At 67.7% G+C, this 23334-nt stretch carries 18 protein-coding genes; 4 read left to right on the top strand and 14 right to left on the bottom strand.

What is annotated here, in order from left to right:
• Window positions 1–365: 365 nt before the first annotated feature.
• The gene (locus tag CFB50_RS07755) at window positions 366–1604 is read left to right on the top strand and encodes an MFS transporter (RefSeq protein WP_089445459.1); all 1239 of its coding nucleotides are present in this window, start codon (window positions 366–368) and stop codon (window positions 1602–1604) included.
• Window positions 1605–1678: 74 nt separating this feature from the next.
• On the opposite strand, the gene CFB50_RS07750 is transcribed toward CFB50_RS07755, so the two are convergent.
• Window positions 1679–2476 (bottom strand): 5'-methylthioadenosine/adenosylhomocysteine nucleosidase, encoded by a 798-nt coding sequence (locus CFB50_RS07750; protein WP_069247784.1) that lies wholly within the window; start codon window positions 2474–2476, stop codon window positions 1679–1681.
• Entirely contained in the window at window positions 2473–4836 is a 2364-nt protein-coding gene (locus tag CFB50_RS07745) for a UvrD-helicase domain-containing protein (RefSeq protein ID WP_089445458.1), read from the bottom strand. Before CFB50_RS07745 ends, CFB50_RS07750 begins: the two co-directional genes overlap by 4 nt.
• A gap of 213 nt (window positions 4837–5049) precedes the next feature.
• Here CFB50_RS07745 and CFB50_RS07735 point away from each other — a divergent pair, with 213 nt between their 5' ends.
• Together CFB50_RS07735 and galU are read left to right on the top strand one after the other, a co-directional pair.
• A complete protein-coding gene (locus CFB50_RS07735) occupies window positions 5050–7917 on the top strand; it encodes a valine--tRNA ligase (RefSeq protein WP_089445457.1) in 2868 nt (955 codons plus the stop codon).
• 87 nt (window positions 7918–8004) lie between these two features.
• Entirely contained in the window at window positions 8005–8889 is an 885-nt protein-coding gene (gene galU / locus CFB50_RS07730; protein WP_089445456.1) for a UTP--glucose-1-phosphate uridylyltransferase GalU, read from the top strand.
• A gap of 61 nt (window positions 8890–8950) precedes the next feature.
• On the opposite strand, the gene CFB50_RS07725 is transcribed toward galU, so the two are convergent.
• The 7 genes from CFB50_RS07725 to CFB50_RS07695 form a co-directional block, all read right to left on the bottom strand.
• Complete coding sequence (locus CFB50_RS07725; RefSeq protein ID WP_089445455.1) at window positions 8951–9565, bottom strand: DUF4136 domain-containing protein; 615 nt, start codon at window positions 9563–9565, stop codon at window positions 8951–8953.
• Between the two features lie 37 nt (window positions 9566–9602).
• On the bottom strand, window positions 9603–11990 hold the full coding sequence (locus tag CFB50_RS07720) for a CHASE2 domain-containing protein (RefSeq protein WP_089445454.1): 2388 nt from the start codon (window positions 11988–11990) through the stop codon (window positions 9603–9605).
• 10 nt (window positions 11991–12000) lie between these two features.
• A complete protein-coding gene (locus CFB50_RS07715; RefSeq protein ID WP_089445453.1) occupies window positions 12001–13362 on the bottom strand; it encodes a FecR family protein in 1362 nt (453 codons plus the stop codon).
• Window positions 13359–14063: a response regulator transcription factor gene (locus tag CFB50_RS07710; RefSeq protein ID WP_006490421.1), complete on the bottom strand. Its 705-nt coding sequence runs from the start codon at window positions 14061–14063 to the stop codon at window positions 13359–13361. The genes CFB50_RS07715 and CFB50_RS07710 overlap by 4 nt, the downstream gene beginning before the upstream one ends.
• A 268-nt stretch (window positions 14064–14331) precedes the next feature.
• A complete protein-coding gene (locus CFB50_RS07705) occupies window positions 14332–14754 on the bottom strand; it encodes a peptidase (protein WP_089445452.1) in 423 nt (140 codons plus the stop codon).
• A 195-nt stretch (window positions 14755–14949) separates the two neighbouring features.
• Window positions 14950–15177, bottom strand: coding sequence for a sulfurtransferase TusA family protein (locus CFB50_RS07700; protein WP_006402122.1), 228 nt, complete (start codon window positions 15175–15177; stop codon window positions 14950–14952).
• A 117-nt stretch (window positions 15178–15294) separates the two neighbouring features.
• Window positions 15295–16230, bottom strand: a complete 936-nt coding sequence (locus CFB50_RS07695; RefSeq protein ID WP_089445451.1) for a LysR family transcriptional regulator — start codon at window positions 16228–16230, stop codon at window positions 15295–15297.
• Between the two features lie 115 nt (window positions 16231–16345).
• On the opposite strand from CFB50_RS07695, the gene CFB50_RS07690 reads away from it, so the two are divergent.
• A complete protein-coding gene (locus CFB50_RS07690) occupies window positions 16346–17866 on the top strand; it encodes a CoA-acylating methylmalonate-semialdehyde dehydrogenase (protein WP_089445450.1) in 1521 nt (506 codons plus the stop codon).
• Window positions 17867–17925: 59 nt separating this feature from the next.
• Here the strand turns inward: CFB50_RS07690 and CFB50_RS07685 are convergent, their stop codons facing one another.
• From CFB50_RS07685 to CFB50_RS07665, 5 genes are all read right to left on the bottom strand, one after another.
• Window positions 17926–18810: a MurR/RpiR family transcriptional regulator gene (locus tag CFB50_RS07685; RefSeq protein WP_089445449.1), complete on the bottom strand. Its 885-nt coding sequence runs from the start codon at window positions 18808–18810 to the stop codon at window positions 17926–17928.
• Window positions 18811–19107: 297 nt separating this feature from the next.
• Window positions 19108–20280, bottom strand: a complete 1173-nt coding sequence (locus CFB50_RS07680; RefSeq protein WP_069247773.1) for a Gfo/Idh/MocA family protein — start codon at window positions 20278–20280, stop codon at window positions 19108–19110.
• Between the two features lie 53 nt (window positions 20281–20333).
• Window positions 20334–21260 (bottom strand): TIM barrel protein, encoded by a 927-nt coding sequence (locus CFB50_RS07675; protein ID WP_089445448.1) that lies wholly within the window; start codon window positions 21258–21260, stop codon window positions 20334–20336.
• A 32-nt stretch (window positions 21261–21292) separates the two neighbouring features.
• Window positions 21293–22306 (bottom strand): Gfo/Idh/MocA family protein, encoded by a 1014-nt coding sequence (locus CFB50_RS07670; RefSeq protein WP_089445447.1) that lies wholly within the window; start codon window positions 22304–22306, stop codon window positions 21293–21295.
• Between the two features lie 59 nt (window positions 22307–22365).
• A complete protein-coding gene (locus tag CFB50_RS07665; protein ID WP_089445446.1) occupies window positions 22366–23277 on the bottom strand; it encodes a sugar phosphate isomerase/epimerase family protein in 912 nt (303 codons plus the stop codon).
• Window positions 23278–23334: the final 57 nt, after the last annotated feature.

The raw sequence follows: 23334 nt of genomic DNA, 5'->3' as shown, positions 1-23334 counted from the left end.
GGCGTTCCCGCGATGGCTGGCCATGCCGCGCGTCCTGCATCCTGCCCGGCGGGTAGCCGGTGCCGGGTGCGGCGCGCCTGTTGTCATTGGGTCGTTCTACGGCCCCCACCGCCGTTTCTTGAGTCCGGGAAACCACGCACCGGCCCCGGGCGCGCCCTCCATCTAACCGGCAGGCGCATCGCCAGCGTTATACCCGGTCAAAAAAACGCGCACCCGGCGATCCATCAGATGAATGTCCGATTCACGATAAAAGTTGTCCTGACATTCTCGATACGCCACATTACACTTCTTTGACGCAGCAACGATTCAAGACGCGCCGATCCCCAGCAGAGCGCGCCCGCCACCTCAACTCGTTCAGCTCTCACATGGAAACCAGCCTCGACACCGGCTCCGCCGGCGCAGCCACCGCCCAGCCATCCACGCCCCCCGTCGCCCGCACCGTCTACCCGGTGCTCGGCGCGATCAGCTTCTCGCACATGCTCAACGACATGATCCAGTCGTTGATCCTCGCGATCTATCCGATGCTCAAGAGCCAGTTCGCGCTGTCGTTCGCGCAGATCGGCCTGATCACGCTCACTTACCAGATCACCGCGTCGCTGCTGCAGCCGCTCATCGGCCTCTATACCGACAAGCGCCCGAAACCGTATTCGCTGCCGGTCGGCATGGGCTTCACGCTCGCGGGGCTGCTGCTGATGTCGGTTGCGACGAGTTTCCCGATGCTGCTGGTGGCCGCCGCGCTCGTCGGCTGCGGCTCGTCGGTGTTCCATCCCGAATCGTCGCGCGTCGCGCGGATGGCGTCGGGCGGCCAGCACGGGCTCGCGCAGTCGGTGTTCCAGGTCGGCGGCAATGCGGGTTCCGCGCTCGGGCCGCTGCTCGCCGCGCTCGTGATCATTCCGCACGGCCAGCACAGCATCGCGTGGTTCTCGGCGGCCGCGCTCGTCGCGATGATCGTGCTCACACAGATCGGCCACTGGTACAAGAAGCATCCGTCGATGAAGAAGAAGGCCACGGCGGCCGGCCACCCGACGCTGTCGCGCGGCCGCGTGATGGGCGCGATCGGCGTGCTGGTGCTGCTCGTGTTCTCGAAGTACTTCTACCTCGCGAGCATCAACAGCTATTTCACGTTCTACCTGATCGACAAGTTCCACCTGTCGGTACAGGCCGCGCAGATCCACCTGTTCGTGTTCCTCGCGGCCGTGGCGGCCGGCACGCTGATCGGCGGGCCCGTCGGCGACCGGATCGGCCGCAAGTACGTAATCTGGGTGTCGATCCTCGGCGTCGCGCCGTTCACGATGCTGCTGCCGTACGCGAACCTGTTCTGGACGAGCGTGCTGACCGTGATCATCGGCGTCGTGCTGGCGTCGGCGTTCGCCGCGATCCTCGTCTATGCGACGGAGCTGATGCCCGGCAAGGTCGGGATGGTCGCGGGCCTGTTCTTCGGCTTCGCGTTCGGCCTGGGCGGCGTCGGCGCGGCCGTGCTCGGCCAGCTCGCGGACGCGACGAGCATCCCGTTCGTCTACAAGGTGTGTTCGTTCCTGCCGCTGATCGGCGTGCTGACGGTGTTCCTGCCGAACCTCGAAAGCAGCCGGCGCAAGCGGGCGTGACGAACCGGCCGCGGCGTGCGCGCCGCGGCCGGTCGAACGGCTCGAATGAAGGAAAGAAGAAAACGGCGGCGGTGTCAGGCCGCCGTCGTCGCATGCAGCGTCAGGAAACGCTTGAGGATGCCGGACGAATAGCTGCTCGCGATCGCCGACAGGAAGTGCGAGAACGACTGCGTCGCGTGATCGTCGGCCGTATCGGAGATCGTGCGCACGAGCGCGAACGGCACGTCGTGCTCCGCACAGACCTGCGCGATCGCGGCCCCTTCCATCTCGACCGCAAGCGCATCCGGCAGCGCATCGCGCAGCGCGACGACCTCGCGCTCGCTCGACACGAAGCGGTCGCCGCTGATGATGAGCCCCGCATGCAGCGTCGCACCGGCCAGGCCGAAGCGCGCGGCGAATTGCGCGCCCTCTTCCTCGACGAACTGCGTGCACGCCGCCCGCAGGCTCGCGGTCAGCGCCGTGTCGGTAGCGAAACGCGTGATGCCGAGCAGCGGCACCTCGTAGCGCGGAAAGAGCGGCGACGCATCGAGATCGTGCTGCAGCAGCGTATCGGCCACGACGACATCGCCGACCCGCACCGTGCGCGACACGCCGCCCGCGACGCCGGTGAACACGACGCCCGCCACGCCGAACACGTGGATCAGCGCGCTGACCGTCGCGGCGGCCGCAACCTTGCCGACCCGTGCGAGCGTCACGACGCAGGCCGCGCCGTGCACGGTGCCGACGTGATAATCGCGGCGGCCGAGCGTGACCGTCTTCATCGCGCCGTCGGCGCGCATCGCGGCGATCAGGTCGCCGAGTTCCTCGGGCAGCGCGGCCAGAATGCCGAGCGGACGGGCCGCAAGCGTCACATCCATGTCGATGCCCATCATTCCACCGCCTGCAGTTTCGCGACCGCGAGCGCGAGCCACTTCTCGCCGTGCCGCTTGAATTTCACCTGCGCCTTCGCATCGGTGCCGTTGCCTTCGAGCGCGGTGACCGTGCCTTCGCCGAACTTGGTGTGGAACACCTGCTGCCCGACCCGGAAGCCGGCATCGGCGGCGCGCTGCTTGTCCGCGAACGCGGGCAGCGGCGCGGATACGGCCGGATCGACGATCTGCTCGCGACTGCCGCCGCCCGGCCGCGCGAACCAGTCGCGCCCGTACCCGGCGTTGTCCGACCGGCCGCCCCAGCGCGAACCGGCCTCGACCTTCGGCGTCAGCCACTTCAACACGTGCTCGGGCAGTTCGTCGAAGAAGCGCGAGCGCACGTTGTAGCGCGTCTGGCCGTGCAGCATCCGGCTCTGCGCGAACGACAGGTAGAGCCGCTCCTTTGCGCGCGTGATCGCGACGTACATCAACCGGCGCTCTTCCTCGAGGCCGTCCGATTCGAGCACGCTGTTCTCGTGCGGGAACAGCCCTTCCTCGAGGCCCGTGATGAACACGGCCGAGAATTCGAGCCCCTTCGCCGCGTGCACCGTCATCAGCTGCACGGCGTCCTGCCCGGCCTGCGCCTGGTTGTCGCCGGCCTCCAGCGACGCATGCGACAGGAAGCCGGCGAGCGGCGTCATCGTGTCGGGGTTCTGTGCCGGGTCGGCGGGCGATACCGGGTCGAGCACGTCGACCGCCGGATCGTCCGTCGCGGTGCCGAGCTCGGGCACCGCGATCGCGCCCGCGCGCAGCGGGATCGAACGCGCCGGCGTGTCGAGCCCGTAGCCTTCCTCGGCGATGAACGCGGTGGCCGCGTTCACGAGTTCCTGCAAGTTCTCGAGACGGTCCTGGCCTTCGCGCTCGCCCTGGTAGAAATCGGCAAGGCCGCTGGCGCGCACGATGTGCTCGACGGTGTCGGGCAGGTTCATGTGCTGCGTGTCGGCGCGCATCTTCGCGACCAGGTTCGCGAATCCGCCAAGGCTCGTGCCGGCCTTGCCCGTCACGTACGGGATCGCGGCGGCCATCGAGCAGCCGTACAGGCGCGCGGCGTCGGCCAGCTGCTCGATCGAGCGCGCGCCGATGCCGCGGGTCGGGAAGTTCACGACGCGCACGAACGCGGTGTCGTCGTTCGGGTTGTCGATCAGGCGCAGGTACGCGAGCGCATGCTTCACTTCCTGGCGCTCGAAGAAGCGCAGGCCACCGTACACGCGGTACGGGATGCCCGACGACATCAGCGTGTGCTCGATCGAGCGCGACTGCGCGTTGCTGCGGTACAGGACGGCCACTTCGCTGCGCGCCATCCCGGTGTTGATCAGCGAGCGGATCTCCTCGACGATCCAGCCGGCTTCCTGCGAATCGGTACTCGCCTCGTACACGCGCACGGGCTCGCCGTGGCCCGCGTCGGTGCGCAGGTTCTTGCCGAGGCGGTGCGCGTTGTTCGAGATCAGCTGGTTCGCCGCGTCGAGGATGTTGCCGTGCGACCGGTAGTTCTGCTCGAGCTTGATCAGGTTGCGCACGCGGAATTCGTCTTCGAAGTCGCGCATGTTGCCGACGTTCGCGCCGCGGAACGCGTAGATCGACTGGTCGTCGTCGCCGACCGCGAAGATCGCGTTCTCGCCGCCCGCGAGCATCTTGAGCCACGCGTACTGCAGCTTGTTGGTGTCCTGGAACTCGTCGACGAGGATGTGCCGGAAGCGCGCCTGATAGTGCGCGCGCAGCGGCGCGTTGTACGCGAGCAGTTCGTAGCAGCGCAGCAGCAGTTCGGGGAAATCGACGACGCCCTCGCGCTGGCACTGCTGGTCGTACGCCTGGTACAGCTCGACGAACTTGCGGTTGAAGTTGTCGGACGCGTCGACCTTGTCAGGACGCAGCCCCTGCTCCTTCGCGTTGTTGATGAAGTACTGCACGTTCTTCGGCGGGTACTTTTCATCATCGACGTTCGCCGCCTTCATCAGCCGCTTGATCGCGGACAGCTGGTCGGCCGTATCGAGGATCTGGAAGGTCTGCGGCAGGCCGGCGTCGCGCCAGTGCGTGCGCAGCATCCGGTTGCACAGGCCGTGGAACGTGCCGATCCACATCCCGCGCGTGTCGATCGGCATCATCGCCGACAGGCGCGCCATCATCTCGCGCGCGGCCTTGTTGGTAAAGGTCACGGCGAGCACGGTGGGCGGCGATGCGTAGCCCTGCTGGATCAGCCACGCGATGCGGGTGATCAGCACGCGGGTCTTGCCGCTGCCCGCCCCTGCAAGGATCAGCGCCGGTTCGTTCGGCAACGTGACGGCGGCGAGTTGTTCGGGGTTCAGATTGGCGAGCAGGTCGGGCATGGAGCGGCAGCGAACGGGCGAGAAAAATGCGGACCCGACATTATAAGTCGGCCGCGCGATGCTGTTCCCGATCCGTTCGACAGCACGTCACAAGCGCGCGGCGACCGCGTCCCGAGCGGCCCGCGCCGGCAAGGCGATGGCTGGTCGATGTGCATCCATTTATAATTGTCAGATTCGGCATCCAATTCACGCATCTTTCGGCAGATTTCCAACATGAGCGACAACACGCTTGCGAAGAGTTTCGAGCCCCACACCATCGAGTCCCAATGGGGGCCGGAGTGGGAAAAGCGCGGCTATGCGGCCCCGGCCTTCGATCCGGCCCGCCCCGATTTCTCGATCCAGTTGCCGCCGCCGAACGTGACGGGCACGCTGCACATGGGCCACGCGTTCAACCAGACGATCATGGACGGCCTTACCCGCTACCACCGGATGCTCGGCGAGAACACGCTGTGGGTGCCCGGCACCGACCACGCGGGGATCGCGACCCAGATCGTCGTCGAGCGCCAGCTCGACGCGCAGGGCGTGTCGCGCCACGACCTCGGCCGCGAGAAGTTCGTCGAGCGCGTATGGGAATGGAAGGAAAAATCGGGTTCGACGATCACCGGCCAGGTGCGCCGCCTCGGCGCATCGCCCGACTGGTCGCGCGAATACTTCACGATGGACGACAAGATGTCGGCCGCCGTGCGCGACGTGTTCGTCACGCTCTTTGAACAGGGCCTGATCTACCGCGGCAAGCGCCTCGTCAACTGGGATCCGGTGCTGCTGACCGCCGTGTCGGATCTCGAAGTCGTGAGCGAAGAGGAAAACGGCCACCTGTGGCACATCCGCTACCCGCTCGTCGACGGCTCGGGTTCGCTGACCGTTGCCACGACGCGTCCGGAAACGATGCTCGGCGACGTCGCGCTGATGGTCCACCCGGAAGACGAGCGCTACGCGCACCTGATCGGCAAGCTCGTCACGCTGCCGCTGACGGGCCGCGAGATCCCGGTGATCGCCGACGACTACGTCGACCGCGAGTTCGGCACGGGCGTCGTGAAGGTCACGCCCGCGCACGACTTCAACGATTACCAGGTCGGCCAGCGCCACAAGCTCGCGCCGATCGAGATCCTGACGCTCGACGCGAAGATCAACGACAACGGCCCCGAGCAGTATCGCGGCCTCGACCGCTTCGACGCGCGCAAGGCGATCGTCGCCGACCTCGATGCGGAAGGCTTCCTCGACTCGGTGAAGCCGCACAAGCTGATGGTGCCGCGCGGCGACCGCACGGGCGTCGTGATCGAGCCGATGCTGACCGACCAGTGGTTCGTCGCGATGACGAAGCCGGCGCCGGAAGGCACGTTCAATCCGGGCAAGTCGATCACGGAAACGTCGCTCGACGTCGTGCGCAGCGGCCAAATCAAGTTCGTCCCCGAAAACTGGACGACCACCTACTATCAGTGGCTCGAGAACATCCAGGACTGGTGCATCTCGCGCCAGCTGTGGTGGGGCCACCAGATTCCCGCATGGTACGGCGAGAACGGCGAGGTGTTCGTCGCGCGCAACGAGGAAGAAGCGCGCGCGCAGGCTGCCGCGAAGGGCTACACGGGTGCGCTGAAGCGCGACGACGACGTGCTCGACACGTGGTTCTCGTCGGCGCTCGTGCCGTTCTCGTCGCTCGGCTGGCCGAACGAAACGCCTGAACTGAAGCACTTCCTGCCGTCGTCGGTGCTCGTCACGGGCTTCGACATCATCTTCTTCTGGGTCGCCCGGATGGTGATGATGACCACGCACTTCACGGGCAAGGTGCCGTTCCACACCGTCTACGTGCACGGCCTCGTGCGCGACGCGGAAGGCCAGAAGATGTCGAAGAGCAAGGGCAACACGCTCGACCCGATCGACATCGTCGACGGCATCGACCTCGACACGCTGGTCGCGAAGCGCACGACGGGCCTGATGAACCCGAAGCAGGCCGCGACGATCGAGAAGAAGACGCGCAAGGAATTCCCGGACGGCATCGCCGCATTCGGCACCGACGCGCTGCGCTTCACGATGGCGTCGATGGCGACGCTCGGCCGCAACGTGAACTTCGACCTCGCGCGCTGTGAAGGCTATCGCAACTTCTGCAACAAGCTGTGGAACGCCACGCGCTTCGTGCTGATGAACTGCGAAGGCCACGACTGCGGCAGCGACAAGCCGGAAGTCTGCGGCGCGGGCGATTGCGGCCCGGGCGGCTACCTCGACTTCTCGGCGGCCGACCGCTGGATCGTGTCGCTGCTGCAGCGTACCGAGGCCGACATCGCGAAGGGCTTCGCCGATTACCGCTTCGACAACATCGCCAGCGGCATCTACAAGTTCGTGTGGGACGAATACTGCGACTGGTATCTCGAACTCGCGAAGGTGCAGATCCAGAACGGCACGCCGGAACAGCAGCGCGCGACGCGCCGCACGCTGCTGCGCGTGCTCGAGACGGTGCTGCGCCTCGCGCACCCGATCATCCCGTTCATCACCGAAGCGCTCTGGCAGAAGGTCGCGCCGCTCGCGGGCCGTTATCCGCAAGGCAAGGCCGAGGGCGAAGCGTCGCTGATGACGCAGGCGTACCCGATCGCGAACCTGCAGAAGATCGACGAGGTGTCCGAACAGTGGGCGGCCGACCTGAAGGCGATCGTCGACGCGTGCCGCAACCTGCGCGGCGAGATGAACCTGTCGCCGGCCACCAAGGTGCCGCTGCTCGCAGCCGGCGATGCCGAGCGCCTGCGCTCGTTCGCGCCGTACGTTCAGGCCCTCGCGCGCCTGTCGGAAGTGCAGATCCTCGCCGACGAAGCGACGCTCGACAAGGAAGCGCACGGCGCGCCGATCGCGATCGTCGGGCCGAACAAGCTGGTGCTGAAGGTCGAGATCGACGTCGCGGCCGAACGCGAGCGCCTGTCGAAGGAAATCACGCGCCTGACGGGCGAGATCACGAAGTGCAATGCGAAGCTCGGCAACGAGGCATTCGTCGCGAAAGCGCCGCCGGCCGTGGTCGAGCAGGAGCAGAAGCGCGTCGCGGAATTCCAGAGCACGCTTGAAAAACTGCGCGCGCAACTCGATCGGTTGCCTGCGTAACAAAGGGTAAGGTCGTTTGCGTTCACTATAATGGGGACGTGAACATACACCGTCTGACAAGTCGATTACAGGAATAAAGGTTCGATCATGTTGAAAGTTACCAAGGCAGTGTTCCCCGTTGCTGGTCTCGGCACGCGGTTCCTCCCGGCAACGAAAGCGAGCCCCAAGGAAATGCTGCCGGTCGTCGACAAGCCGCTGATCCAGTACGCTGTTGAAGAAGCGATCGCCGCCGGCATCACCGAAATGATCTTCGTCACCGGGCGCAGCAAGCGCGCGATCGAGGACCACTTCGACAAGTCGTACGAAGTCGAGGCCGAACTCGAGGCGCGCGGCAAGGAAAAGCTGCTCGAACTGGTGCGCAGCATCAAGCCGAGCCATGTCGACTGCTTCTACGTGCGCCAGCCGGAAGCGCTCGGCCTCGGTCATGCGGTGCTGTGTGCGGAAAAGCTCGTGGCCGACAACCCGTTCGCGGTGATCCTCGCGGACGACCTGCTCGACGGCAACCCGCCCGTGATGAAGCAGATGGTCGACGTGTTCGACCACTATCACAGCTCGGTGATCGGCGTCGAAGAGATCCCGCCGTCGGAGACGAAGTCGTACGGGATCGTCGACGGCAAGGAGTGGGAAGAGTCGATCGTCAAGATGTCGGCGATCGTCGAGAAGCCGGCGCCGGAAGTCGCGCCGTCGAACCTCGGCGTGGTCGGCCGCTACATCCTGAAGCCGCGGATCTTCGAGCACCTGCGTGCGCTGAAGCCCGGCGCAGGCGGCGAGCTGCAGCTCACCGACGCGATCCAGGCGCTGCTCGCCGATGAGCAAGTGCTGGCCTACAAGTACCAGGGCACGCGCTACGACTGCGGCAGCAAGCTCGGCTACCTGAAGGCGACGGTCGAATTCGCGCTGCGCCACGCGGAAGTCGGCGCGGAATTCGACGCGTACCTGCGCGCGCGCAACGGCGCACACCCGGCCGACTGAACGCGGCAAGGGCACGAGGGGCCGCTCCGGCGAGCCCCGCCCTCACCTCACCGGCCGACGCTCAGCGCGCTTCGGCCGGCTTCACCGAGACGACGCCCGGCATCCCGCCCGCGTCGTCTTTTTTCGTCTTGACGAGCCAGCCGCCGCCGTCGCCGAACGGCACCTTCGCGAGCGCGCTCTTCACGAGCGCCGGCGCGGCCTGCTGCGTGCCGGGATCGCGATCGCGCAGCGCGGCCGATACGCGGTAGACGTCGGCGCCCGATTTCGCGTCGACGAAGCGCAGCGTCAGCACATGGCGATACACGCGGCCCATGAACGGCAGCGCGAACGGCGCCGGCCCGTCGACCGTCACGCATGCGCTGCTCGCGGCCCCGCACCCGTCGGCGCTCGCCGCGACCGAGGCCGGCTGCGTCGCATACGCGATCGACAGCCGGTAGCGCGCGGCCGCGAGCGGCTGCGCATCGAAGCCGCGGTGCGCGAGTTCGTCGCGCACGAGCGTCTCGATCTGCCGGTATTCGGCATCATTGGCCTGCGCGGCCGTCCGCACGAAATCGTAGCCGTGCGCGTCGGATGCGAACGCGTTCGGCTGTCCGACCGCACTCACGCCGCTCGTCACGCCGGCGCAACCCGTCAACAGCGACGCCGCCAGCGCGGTCGCTGCCCATTGCTTTCTCATGGCTTTCCCCAAATGCCTGCCGTCGCACCCGGCCCTGTCAGGCGGACGGCTCGTCGATCGCGGGCAGCGACACCGTCACCGCGGTGCCGACACCCACCTCGCTGTCGACCGACACGCTGCCCCCATGGCGCGTGACGACCGTCTTCACGAATGCCATGCCGAGCCCCGAGCCCGAGATTTCGGGCCGCTCGCCGGCATGGAATCGCTTGAAACGCTCGAACAGATGCCGCTGATCTTCCGGCGCAATGCCGTACCCCTGATCGCGAATCGTACAGAACATCCGTTTCGACGCGTGCTCGACCGCCAGCGTACACGTGATCACGGTATCGGACGGACTGTATTTGACTGCATTGTTCAGCAGGTTCACGAACGCGCGCGTGATCAGCGAGCGGTCCGCGCGCACCCAGCACATGTCGGTGCCGACGTCGGTGTCGACGCGAATGTGCTTCGCCTGCGCCTGCGGCCACACCTCGTCACTCGCATCGATCAGCACGTCGACGAGGCTCGTCACCTCGAGCTGGTACACCTGCGACTCCGCGCGCGCCAGCTGCACGAACTCGTCGGCCAGCGACAGCGCGCGGTGCGCATAGCGCTCGATCCGCGCGAGCAGCCCGCGCATCGCATCGGTCTCGGCGCGGTCGCGCTCGATCTCGACGAGCGCGAGAATCGACGACTGCGGCGAGCGCATGTCGTGCGACAGCAGGTGCAGCGCTTCCTCGCGCTGCCGCTCGGCCGCATGCAGTTCGGTCACGTCGACGAGGCCGGCGATCCAGCCCGTCACGCGGCCCTGCGCGTTCGTACACGCCGCGTAGCGTAGCAGATGGTCGAGCCCGTCACGATCGCGCACCTCGATGCCGCGCGCCATCGCGTCGTGCTCGGCCTCGAGCGTCGGGTCGAGCGCGGCCGGCCAGTTTTCGCGGATCGTCACGTCGTGCTCGGTGTTGCCGTCGACGGTCTTCATGAACGTCAGCTCGCCGAGCGCCGTGCGCAGCGGCCGACCTTCCGGCAGCGGCAGCGACAGGCGCGACCCGTAGCGCTTGGCCGCATGGTTCGCGATCAGCACCGTGCCGGCCAGGTCGGTCACGAAGATCGGCTCGGGCATGCTGTCGAGGCTGTCCCACACGAAGCGCTTCATGTCCTGCACGCGCTGCGCGGCTTGCGCCATCAGCGCCATCTGCCGCTCCAGCACGTCGCCGCCGACACTGCGCGTGCGCGGCGCCTCGGGCAGCAGGTGCGGCTCGTCGGCGAGCTTCTGCAGCTCGCGGCGCAGGTACGACATCGTCATTTCCAGCCGCCGCCAGTTCCAGATCGGGTAGACGGCGATCAGCCCGAAGATCGCGGGCGCCGGCGACAGCCAGACGCGCGCCTCGAACAGCAGCGCCAGGCTCGCGACGACGGCAAGCGCGGCCAGGCTCAGCGTCAGCAGCAGCGCGCGCCACGGCGACAGCATCAGGAAGCCGCCCAGCAGCGCGGCGAGCGGCAGCAGCGACGCGACGAACAGCCCGGTGCGCGACGCGGGCGAGATCGCACTGCCGGTCGCCAGCATGTCGAGCACGTTGGCATGGATATACACGCCGGCGAGCGGCCCGAACTCGCCGGACACGGGCGTGGCGAAGCGATCGTAAAGCCCCGACGCGGTCACGCCGACGACGACGATCTTGCCGCGCAACGCGTCGGGCTTCACGCGCCCTTCGAGCACGTCGTCGAACGACAGCGTCGGATACGCGGGCGTGTTGCGGCTGAACGGGATCAGGTAGCGGCCCTCGCCCGCCGCATCGCGCGACAGGTCGTGCGCATCCGCGCCGGGCACGCCGCCGACCGGGTGCAGCCGGCCGGCCTGGATCGCGCGGTAGACGGGCACCATCAGCTGCGGCCAGCGCACGCGGCCGTCGCTTTCGAACAGCGCGACGCTGCGCACGATGCCGTCGCGGTCGACTTCGAGATTGATATGGCCGAGCCCCGTCGCGCGCGCCGCGAGCGCGGCGACCGGCGGATCGACGGATCGCGTGCCGTCCGCCTGCTCGGGGCTCAGCAGCACCGGCAAGAAGGTCGGCACGCGGCTCATTGCGTCCGCGAACGCGCGATCTTCCGGCGACGGTTCGGTAAACAGCACGTCGTAGACGACGGCGGCGGGCTGCGCGCGCGCGAGCGTGTCGAGCAGCCGCGCATGCACGTCGCGCGACCACGGCCAGCGGCCGAGCGCGGACACGCTCTGGTTGTCGATGTCGACGACGACCACGTCGGGAGACAGCGGCAGGCTGCGCAGCATCAGCAGCCGGTCGTAGATCAGGCCGTCGACGCTCGCCGACAGCCGGCCGAGCGCGCACGCGAGGATCACCGCGATCCCGAGGCAGCCGATCGCGATCCATTCGATCAGGAAGCGGCGGCCGAGGTGCCGCCGCGGAGAAACGGAGTCGGGTTTCATGCGCCGCGGATCAGCGCGACAACGTGAACGCGCTGACCGGACTGGTCTTCTCGTAGAACTTGCCGCCTTCGAACTCCTCGACGGTCACGGCCCAGAAATAGTCGCCCGGCGGCAGGTGCGCGACGGTGATCTGGCGCGTATGCAGGCCGACCTGGTCGACGACCGGCGCGCTCAGGTCCTTCGAGCGCGACAGCACGAACCGGTAGCGCGCCCCCTTGCCCGAACCGTTCGGCGACCAGCGGAACTCGTAGCCGCCCGCGCCGGGCGACGCGCTCGCGTCGAGCCCCATCACGCGGCGTTCGAACGTGTACGTACGCGGCCGGCCCTCGAGGCCGTTCGCATCGATCGCGGCGACCCGCACGAAGTAGTTCCCGTTCGGCACGTCGCGGAAAACCGCGCGCGGCGAATCGGTGCGCGTTTCGCGGAACAGGTCGAGCAGCCCGGCGTCGTGCGCGAGTTGCACGCGGTATGCCTGTGCGTCGGCGAGCGGCACGACGTCGAAGGCGACGTCGGGCTCGTCCTGCACCTTGTCGGGATGCGCGAGTGCCGGTGCGGGCAGCAGTTCGACGGGCGCGCCGACCGCGCCGGACGACGTCGCGACACTGCCGAAATTCGCATGCACGAGCGTCGGATCGGCCGGCTTCCGGCCGCCCGCGACGCCGACGGTGCCATCGAGCACTTCGACGCGTGTCGACGCATTGCCGGCCGCGTCGTAGTTCACGCGAAAGTGCGTGCCGCGCACGCCTGCCACGACCGACGGCGACCGGATCTGGAAGCGGTCGTCGCGTTTCTTCAGATGGGTGACCTCGCTGTCGACCGAGCCGCGCGTGAGTTCGAACTCACGATCGAGCGTGCCGGTCAGCACCGTGCGGCGCAGCGCCTTCAGGTCGAGCTGGCTGTCGGGCGGCAGGCTCATGTGCGTGCCGTCGGCGAGTTCGAGCGTCACGAAGCCGTTCGGGCCCGTGCGCACGCGATCGCCCTCGGCGAGCGTCGCGTCGTTCGCGAGCGGCGCAAAAGCATCGCCGGACGCGCGTTCGGCCGTGCCCTGCACCGCGATGACGCGGGCGGTCAGCTTTTCCTTGCGCAGGCGCGCCACCGGCAGCTTCAGCGCGATGCCGGGCTGCAGGTGCTTCGGCGCGGGCACGCCGTTGATCTGTTGAAGCAGTTGCCAGTCGTCCGCGCCCTGCAGGTAGCGCGCGGCGACGTCGTACAGCGTGTCGCCCGCCTGCGTGCGGTAGACGACCATCTTGCCCGCCGCCGCGGGCGGCTGGGCAGCCGCATGCTGCGCGGCGAACGCAAACGCGACCGCGCCGGCCGCGCGCAGCGCGACCGTGCGCAGGTTCGCCGTGCGCTGCGTGATTCCCGTGGTCACTCCGGTTCTCCCTGGCCGACCCGCTCGAGCCGGTAGCCGTAGCCGTAGATCGGCGCGAGGCGATAACCGTTTTCGGGCCGCAGGCCGAGCTTGGTGCGCAGCATCGAGATGTGCGTATCCATCGTGCGCGACGGGATGTCGGTCGCCTGCTTCCACACGAGATCGAGAATGTGCGCGCGCGACAGCGGCCGGTCGAGGTGCTGGAACAGCAGCAGCGCGAGTTCGAATTCCTTCTGCGTGAGGCTCACGGCCTTGTCGCCGACGTAGGCCTGCTTCAGGTTCACGTCGAAACGGAATTGATCGAATTCGCGAACGGTAGCCTCGGCGTTGACCGGATACGCGCGACGCAGCAGCGAGCCGATGCGCGCGCGCAGGATCGGGCCCGACACGGGCTTGACCACGTAGTCGTCGGCGCCGGCGTTGAGGATCTGTGTGATCCCCGCCTCGTCGTCACGGCTCGTCATGAAGATGATCGGCAGGCTGTGCTCGGTCTGATTGGCACGCACCCACTTCAGCACTTCCTCGCCGGACATGTCGGGCACGTTCCAGTCGAGCACCAGCAGATCGAACGTCTCGCGCTGCAGACGCTTCTTCAGGGCCTTGCCTTCCTTGAACGCATAGCACGTATGGCCAACGGCCGTCAGCGTTTGACTGACGAAATCCGTCTGGGCCGGATCGTCATCCAGTACAGCAATTCTCATAGCACCCCGCAAATCGAAATCGATTCGTCCAGTTCAGCTTCCCGCCCCCACCCGGCCGCGCAGCACGTGGGCCGCTTCCGGATACCGGCCGGCGAGCCGTCATTCGCCGCTCGCGCCACCTGCGCAAACCGGCGACCCCGGCTAAATATCTCAAAAACGGGGCACGGACGAACCGGCGATTTCATCATAGTAGTATGAAATTCGCCAATAAATTGCGCGGACTACCGTCTTTTCTTCGAATAATCCTTCCCCCCGCGCAATCGAGCGCCTAATCGGCGCCCGTGATGCCCGCCACCGGCTCGGCCACATCGTCGGCCGGCACGCGATGCGGCAGCGGTTCCGGACGCGCAGGCTCGACAAGCATCCGCTGCAGCTGGCCGCGCACGCGTTCCCACGCGGTGGCCGCATAGTCCGGCTGGCTCGCCGCCCACGCCTGCGCCAGATCGAACACGCGCTCGATCGTTGCACCGCAGTAGGTCAGGCCCGAGCCGTCGTCCTGCGCGGCATCGCGCAGCCGTTCGTCGAGCCACTCGGCCAGCCACGGCATCTCGGCCGCGACGGAATCCGCGTAGGCCTCCAGCGCGGCACGCGCGTGGCGATCCTGTTGCGGGTCGAGCTCGATACGGCTCAGTCCCGATACGCTGCGTCCCGCTCCGGACGGACTTCGAATGGTCCCTGGTCTGAAGGACATGTCCTCTCCCCGTTGTACGACGGTAGCATCAGGCATGGCCCCCGTGCCCGCCGTACGACGTACCGTGGCCGGCGCATCCGCTGGGAGCGGACGACCGGCCGGGTGAGTATACGCAGCCGATCACGAAGCGAGGTTTAAGAATTGTCAGAAAAGGGTAGCCGGCGCCAGGCGCTGCCGGCAGCGTGATGCGGGCCGTCAGCGGCGGCGCATCAGGAACACGAAGGTCTTGTCCTGCGTCGTCGATTCGACGATCTCGTTGCCCGTCTGCTTCGCGAACGCGGCGAAATCGCGCTGCGAGCCGGGATCGGTCGCGAGCACCTTGAGGATTTGCCCGCTTTCCATATCGGCGAGCGCTTTCTTGGCACGCAGGATCGGCAACGGGCAATTGAGCCCGCGCGCGTCCACTTCCTTGTGAATCTGCATCGGCTGTCGACCTTCGAATGACGCGCCGTTCAAGGCGCGGAGAGAAGCCGCGATTTTACCGCAGCGCCGCCGCGCCTGCCCGGGCCGCCAGCGGCCCGGCGCTCGCGGACACCGGGCTCAGGTGCCCGAAAAGCCGCCCGCGAGCCGTTCGCGCAGGTGACGCACGAGCGCGCGCACCGCGCTCGGCACGACCGGGCTGTACGGGCGGATCGCGAAGATGTGGTCGCCGAACGCGCCCGACGGCCGCCAGCCGTCGAGCAGCGCGACGAGCCGGCCGGCGTCGAGATCGCGCTGCGCGCTGAAATCCGGCAGCAGCGCGATGCCGAGGCCGCCGAGCGCGGCCTCGCGCATCGCCTCGCTGTTGTTCGCCGCGAAGCTGCCGCGCACCGGCACGCTCACGCGCTCGCGCCGCCGGCCGTGCGGCTCGAAGCTCCATGCGGCCGGCTCGTTGTCGCGCAGGTAGCACAGGCAGCTGTGGTCGACGAGCTCGCCCGGGTGCCGCGGCGCGCCGCGCGCGTCGAGATAGTCGCGGCTCGCGACGAGCAGCGAGCGCGTGTCGCACAGCTTCCATGCGACGTGGGTCTGCGGCGCGGTGGTCGTATGGCGGATCGCAAGATCGAAACCCTCCTGCGTCAGCGAATGCAGCCGGTCCGACAGGTCGAGCTCGATCTGCACGCCCGGATGCTGCCGCAGGAAATCGGGCAGGTGCGGCACGACCTGCTGGCGCCCGAGCGCGACCGGCACCGTCAGGCGCAGCAGGCCGCGCGGCTCCCCGGCCAGATCCTTCACGCGCGCGAAGTGCTGCCCGATCGACTCGAACGCGTCGCGCGTGCTGTCGACGAGCGTCTGGCCCGCGTCGGTGAGCCGCACGCTGCGCGTCGTGCGCCGCACGAGCGGCACGCCGGCGGCCTTTTCGAGATCGGCGATGCGCTGGCTCATCGCGGCCTTGCTGATGCCGAGCCGCTGCGCGGCGGCCGTGAAACTGCCGGCCGCGGCCAGCACCGTCAGCGAATGGATATGCGGCCAGAGCGCCTGGACATTTTGCTGATTCATCCGGTGATTATTCAGAATTCTGAACAGTGAATCAAGCTGCTCGGCCTTCTCCCGCCCTGCCCGTTTGCCTAGACTGGGCGCTGTCCACCCTCACCCGATCCCCCCAGGAGACACGATGAATCCGGTTCCCGCGTACACCTCCGACGCCGACGTCGGCCACTATGTCGACGGCGCGCCCGTCGCCGGCCGCAGCGGCCGCTTCCAGGACGTCCTCAATCCGTCGCTCGGCCGCGCGGTGCGCCGCGTGGCGCTCGCCGACGACAGCGAAGTGCAGCAGGCCGTCGCGTCGGCCCACGCCGCGTTCCCGGCCTGGGCCGCGACGCCGCCGATCCGCCGTGCGCGCGTGCTGCACCGCTTCCTGCAACTGATGAACGAGCACCGCGACGCCCTCGCGGCGATCATCACGGCCGAGCACGGCAAGGTGTTCTCCGATGCGCAGGGCGAAGTCGCCCGCGGCATCGACATCATCGAATTCGCCTGCGGCGTGCCGCAGCTCCTGAAGGGCGACTTCACCGACCAGGTCAGCACCGGCATCGACAACTGGACGATGCGCCAGCCGCTCGGCGTCGTCGCGGGCATCACGCCGTTCAACTTTCCGTGCATGGTGCCGTGCTGGATGTTCCCGGTCGCGATCGCGACGGGCAACACGTTCGTGCTGAAGCCGAGCGAGCGCGACCCGTCGGCGGCCCTGTTCATCGCCGACCTGCTCACACAGGCCGGGCTGCCGGCCGGCGTGTTCAACGTCGTGCAGGGCGACAAGGGCGCGGTCGACGCGCTGCTCGACCACCCCGACGTGCAGGCCGTCAGCTTCGTCGGCTCGACGCCGATCGCGGCGTACGTGCAGCAGCGTGCCGTGCAGTCCGGCAAGCGCGTGCAGGCGCTCGGCGGCGCGAAGAACCATCTCGTCGTGATGCCCGACGCGAACCTCGAGCAGGCGGTCGACGCGCTGATCGGCGCCGCGTACGGCTCGGCCGGCGAACGCTGCATGGCGATCAGCGTCGCGGTGCTGGTGGGCGACATCGCGGACCAGATCGTGCCGCTGGTGGCCGAGCGCGCGCGCAAGCTGGTGATCGGCGACGGCATGTCGCCGGAAGTCGAGATGGGCCCGATCGTCACCGGCGATGCGCTGAAGCGCATCGAAGGCTATATCGAGCAAGGCGTGAACGAAGGTGCGCAACTGGTGGTCGACGGCCGCGGGCTGCGCGTGCCGGGCCGCGAGGCCGGCTTCTTCACCGGCGGCACGCTGTTCGATCACGTGACGCCCGACATGCGCATCTACCAGGAAGAAATCTTCGGGCCCGTGCTCGGCTGCGTGCGCGTGAAGGATTTCGGCGAAGCGGTCGACCTGATCAACGCGCACGAATTCGGCAACGGCGTGTCGTGCTTCACGAGCGACGGCGGCATCGCGCGCGAGTTCGCGCGGCGCATCCAGGTCGGGATGGTCGGCATCAACGTGCCGATTCCGGTGCCGATGGCGTGGCACGGCTTCGGCGGCTGGAAGAAGAGCCTGTTCGGCGACATGCACGCCTACGGCGAGGAAGGCGTGCGCTTCTACACGCGCCAGAAGTCGGTGATGCAGCGCTGGTCGTCGAGCATCGGCAAGGGCGCCGAATTCGCGATGCCGACTGCGAAGTAACTACCCTACGGCACACCGCCCGCCGATCGGTCGCGCGGGCGGTACGTCGGCAGGATGCGTCAGCTGGCCTTCGTCCCGTGCGCGCCGTCGGCGGTCGGCAGGTACGACAGTTCGAGCCGGTACGCGAGCGCGACGAACAGGCTCTGCGCAAGACCCATCGTGGCCGTCAACGCGCGGAAGCCGAACGTCGCGCTGTCCTGCACCATCAGCGTCACCTCGGCCTCCCGCGCCAGCGGGCTCATCCGGCTGTCGGTGATCGCGATCAGCCGCGCGCCGCGCTGCACGGCCTGCTGCGCGACCTGCACGGTTTCCTCCGCATACGGCATGAACGAGATGACGATCATCACGTCACCCTCGCGCACCGAGCGGATCTGCCCGAGATGCATGCTGCCGAGCGCGCTGAACAGCCCGATGCGCTTGTCGGTGTGCTGCAGCGCATAGTCGAGGTACACGGCAATCGGAAACGCGCGCCGCGAGCCCGCGATCCAGATCGCCTGCGTATCGGCGAGCAGGTCGACGGCACGCGCGAGCGCCTGCGAATCGAGCGTCTGCCGCAGCTGCTGCATCCCGGCAATGCTGCCCTTGATGAATTCGTCGGCGATCTGCTCGGGCTGCAGGCTCGACGAGCCCGATTCGATCACGTCGCGCAGCCGCAGGTTGTACGCGCGCCCCGGCGCGATCTGCTGCGCGAGCCCTTCGCGGAACAGCTTCTGCATTTCGGAGAAGCCGGAGAAGCCGAAATGCTTCGCGAAGCGCACGACGGCCGACGGCTGGACGCCGCACGCCTCCGCGAGCGACTGGATGCCTTCCAGCCCAAGCTGGTCCCGATGCGTTTCCACGTGGCGCGCAATCACCTTCAGGCGATTGCTGAGGCCGTCGTACTCCTGCGTCAAATGCTGCAGGAACTGCTCGACGGTGGCGGGAGGTTTCTCGGATGAACTCATCGGATAGCGCGAAGTTGACGGCCCCGATGTGCGCGCGGTATTGGCGGGCGCGGCCCGGGACTCGACTGGATACATGCATGAAGGGCGAATTTAATCACGTTTGCGGCGCGGCCCGCGCCGCGTGCTCGCTCCCACGCGCTCGATCATCACTTGCCTACGCTCCACGGCAACACTGGAAGCGATTGTCCAACGCTCTCGCGGCGTCGTAAAGATCAGGGTGTCTACCAACGCCGGCCGTCGGTGCGAAGCCTTGTACGACAGGCGCGCCGCGCGCCGCGGCCGGCCCATGCCGCCGGTTCAGCGATAGTCGACCCACACGCCGCCCGCATCGGCGGAGCGCACGCAGTTCTCGACCCAGCGTACGCCTTCCACGCCCGCATGGACGTCCGGATAGCGGATGTTCTTCAATGCCGCAACGTCGCCGCGGTCGGCCGCATCCATCGCGAGCGCGAAGCGCGCATACAGATTCGACCAGGCCTCGAACAGCCCTTCCGGATGCCCGGCGCCGATGCGATCCTCGCGCAATGCATGTGGATGCAGATAACCCATCCCGCGATCGAGCACCTGCGCCGGCTGCCCCTGCACTTCGTAGCGCAGCTGGTTCGGATGCTCGTCCCACCATTCGACGCTCGCCTTCGAGCCGATCACGCGCACCTTCTGGCCGTGCATCGAGCCCGCGTTCACCGCGCTCGACCACACGTAGCCGACCGCACCCGTGTCGTATTCCATGATCGTGAACGCGTTGTCTTCCAGCGGCGCACGGCTCTTCACGAAGCTCTGACGCGAGCACATCAGCCGCCGGATCTTCAGCTCGGGCGCCATCACCTCGGAGATGTACAGCGGATGCGTGCCGATGTCGCCGAGCACGTAGCTCGGGCCCGCGAACTTCGGGTCGACGCGCCAGCGCGCGGCCGCACTCGCGGCCTCGACACCCTCGCTGTGGAACCCGTGCGCGAACTGCATCTGCACGATGCGGATCTCGCCGAGATCGCCGCGCGCGATCATCTCGCGCGCCTGCTCGATCATCTGGTGTCCGGAATAACCATACGCGACACCGACGATCCGGTTCTTCTCGACCGACAGCCGCTCCAGCGCCTCGGCCTCCTCGGTCGTGAAGCACAGCGGCTTCTCGCAGACCACGTGCAGCCCCGCGTTCAGCGCGGCGCGGCAGATCTCGAAGTGCGTGTTGTTCGGCGTCGCGATCGACACCGCGCGGATGCCGTCCGGGCGACGCGCCTCGGCGTCGAACATCGTCGCGTAGTCGGGATAGCAGCGCTCGGCCGCGACGCCGAGCTTCACGCCGAACTGGCGGCCGCGTTCGGGATCGATGTCGAACGCGCCGGCGACCAGCTGGAAGCTGCCGTCGCGCAGCGCGGCCGACCGATGGCTGTAGCCGATCTGGCTGCCGAGCCCGCCGCCGACCATGCCCCAGCGAATCGAATGTCCAAGCAGAATCTGTCCGTCAATCATGATGAGGGTGTTCCTGGTCCGTGTTCAGTTCAGGGTGTGCGTGATGAGGTGGATCACGCGAAGCCGGCCGACGCGAGAAACGCGCGGCTCGCGGCGACGTCGCGCAGGCTCGTGCCGGCATTGCGCGGGTCGCGCTCCTGCTCGATCGTGATATAGCCCGCATAGCCGATATCGTCGAGCGCGTGCCGGATCGACCGGTAGTCGAGCACGCCGGTGCCGATCGGGCACATCACGCCGCGCGCGCAGGCGGCGAAGAACGCGATGTGCTCGCCCATCACCGCGTCGTACACGGCCGCGTCGATGTCCTTGAAATGCACGTAGTCGACGCGCGTCGCGTGGCGGCGCAGCCACGCCTCCGGGTCCATGCCCGAGTAGTACAGATGGCCCGTGTCGAGACAGAGGCCGGCCGTGGCCGCCGGAATATCGGCGACGATCCGGTCGATCTCGTCCGCGAACTCGATGTAGCCGCCCGCATGCGGATGAATCACCGTGCGCACGCCGAATTCGTCGCGTGCGATCGTCGCGATCTGCCGGATGTGCCCGACCATCGCCGCCCAGCTTTCGTCCGACAGCCGCGGTGCCCGATCGCCATGGCCGGCCGCGTAGTCGCGTTCCTCGTGGCCCCAGTCCATCACGACGAGGTACGGCGCCGCGTAGCGCTGGCCTTCCTGCGTCGGCAGCTTCGGCAGCCGCGTGATCAGCGCGCAGATCTCGCGCGTCTGGCGCAACAGGTTCGGCAGGTTCTCCGGCGACACCAGATCGTCGAAGATCGTGCCGGCGGTGATGCTCAGGCGCTGCCGCTCGAGCTCGGCGCTCACCACGTCCAGTTCGAGCGGGATGTAGCCGTACGGCCCGAGCTCGATGCCCGAGTAGCCGGCCTCGGCGGCTTCGGCAAGCACCTGCCGCCACGGCGGCAGGTGCGGGTTCTTCACGTCGTCGACACCCCAGCAGCACGGTGCGCAACCTATCTTCATCGTCATGTCGGTCAGTCCCGCAAATAGGCGGCTGCGGTTCAGCCGCGATAGAACGCAGGGCGTTCAGCCATCGCGATCGGTTCGACCGCCCCGCTCTTCTGCGCACGCACGCAGGCGTCGGCCGCGACCGCCGCCGCGTAGCCGTCCCAGGCCGACGGCCCGGTGAGCGCATGCGCCCGCACGCCGTCGATGAACGCCTGCAGCTCGACGTCGTACGACGCGATGAAGCGCTCCTTCCAGTCGGTCATGATCTCGACCGACTGCCGCGCCGCCTGCTTGAGCCCGACGGCCGGCGGATCGGGCAGCTTCGCGATGCCCTGCTCGCCCACCACCTCGCACTGGATGTCATAGCCGTACTGGCAGTTCACGAAGATCTCGACGTCGATGCGCACGCCGCTCGCGGTTTCCAGCAGCACGATCTGCGGATCGGCGAGATGGGCGGACGCATGGCGCGTCTTCTTCGGATAGACGACCTGCGTGCTCACGTAGTCCTCACCGAGCAGCCAGCGCAGCACGTCGAGCTCGTGGATCAGCGTGTCGGTGATCGCCATGTCGGTCGTGTAGCGCTCGCCGACCGACTGGTTGCGGTGCGCGCAATGCAACATCAGTGGCGCGCCGATCTCGCCGCTGTCGATCACGCGCTTCAGCGCGCGGTAGCCTTCGTCGTACGGCCGCATGAAGCCGACCTGCACGAGCCGCTTGCCGTGCACGACTTCGGCCTCGACGATCCGCATGCAGCCTTCGGCCGTGACGGCGAGCGGCTTCTCGCAGAACACGGGCTTGCCGTGCGCGATCGCGTCGAGCACGAACGCTTCGTGCGTCGGCCCCCACGACGTGACGAGCACGGCCTGCACGTCGGCGGCCGCGACCACCTCGTGGCCGTCGCCGTAGATCTCGGCGTCGAGCCCATACTTCGTCACCGCGTCGCGCGCCTGCTGCGGATCGATGTCGTTGACGGCCACGACACGCGCGCCGGACAGCGTGCGGGTCAGTCTGCGAATATGGTCCTGGCCGATCGCACCGCAGCCGATCACGCCGATTTGCAAGGTCATCTAGGAGTCTCCAGTCGTTCATTGGCGGTGCGGCACGCGCCGCACCGGTCAGTCATCCGTCAGCGCGCCGTGCGATCGAAATGACGATCGACGTAGCGCTGGATCGTGTCGCGCATGTAGCGCGACGACGCTTCCGCGCGGTCCTCCCACGCGAACACGCACGACGACATCACGCCGTCGAAGCCGGCCGCGCCGAGCGCGCGAAAGAACACGTCCCAGTCGATCTCGCCCTGGCCGATGTCGAGATGCTGGTGCACGCGAATCTGGTTCGAACCCGGCGGGTTCACGATGTAGCGCAGCTGGCTGCTCTTGCGATGGTCGAAGGTATCGGCCACGCGCACGTGTGCGAGGATCGGCGCCGCCTGCGCGATCATCGCGGCCATGTCGTCGCCGTAGTAGAACGTGTGCGGTGCGATATACGACAGCTTCAGCGACGGCGAGCCGATGTTCGTGACGATGTCGATCGCCGGCTGCAGCTGCTCGATCCAGTCCTCCGGATGCGGCTCGACCGACAGCACGATGCGTTCGCGCTCGAGGATCGGCAACAGCTCGTCCATCGACCGGAACCACGCGGCTTCGCACAGCTCCCTCGGGTTTGCGCCCGGCCGTTCGCCGACCGAGCGCTCGGGCGACGCGCCGCGCCCGAACTCCGACACCATCAGCGCGCACTCCATCTCGACCGCCACCTCGATCGCCTTCTTCCAGCAGCGCACTGCCCACTGGCGCTCGTCCTCGAACGGGCTCGCCCAGCGGTACATCGGCTGCAGCGACGCGAGGCCGACGCCGCTCGCGCGCATCGCCTGCCGGAACGCGGCCATCCGCTCGCGCGTGGCGCGCGGCATCACCCACCAGTCGAGAAAGTCGCTGCGCGGCGACAGCTCGATCTGGTCGTAACCGAGCTCGGCCACCGCGTGCGGCAGGCGGTCGAGCGGCAGGTGGCGAATCATGTAGGGGTCCAGCGCGATCTTCATCGAATGTCCTCGACAGTGATGGGTGCCGGACGCAGGCGGCGGCACGTGCCGCCCTCG

It is taken from the genome of Burkholderia sp. AU33423 (assembly GCF_002223135.1).
Lineage (GTDB): Bacteria > Pseudomonadota > Gammaproteobacteria > Burkholderiales > Burkholderiaceae > Burkholderia > Burkholderia lata_D.
This window is presented reverse-complemented; position numbering and strand designations above follow the sequence as displayed.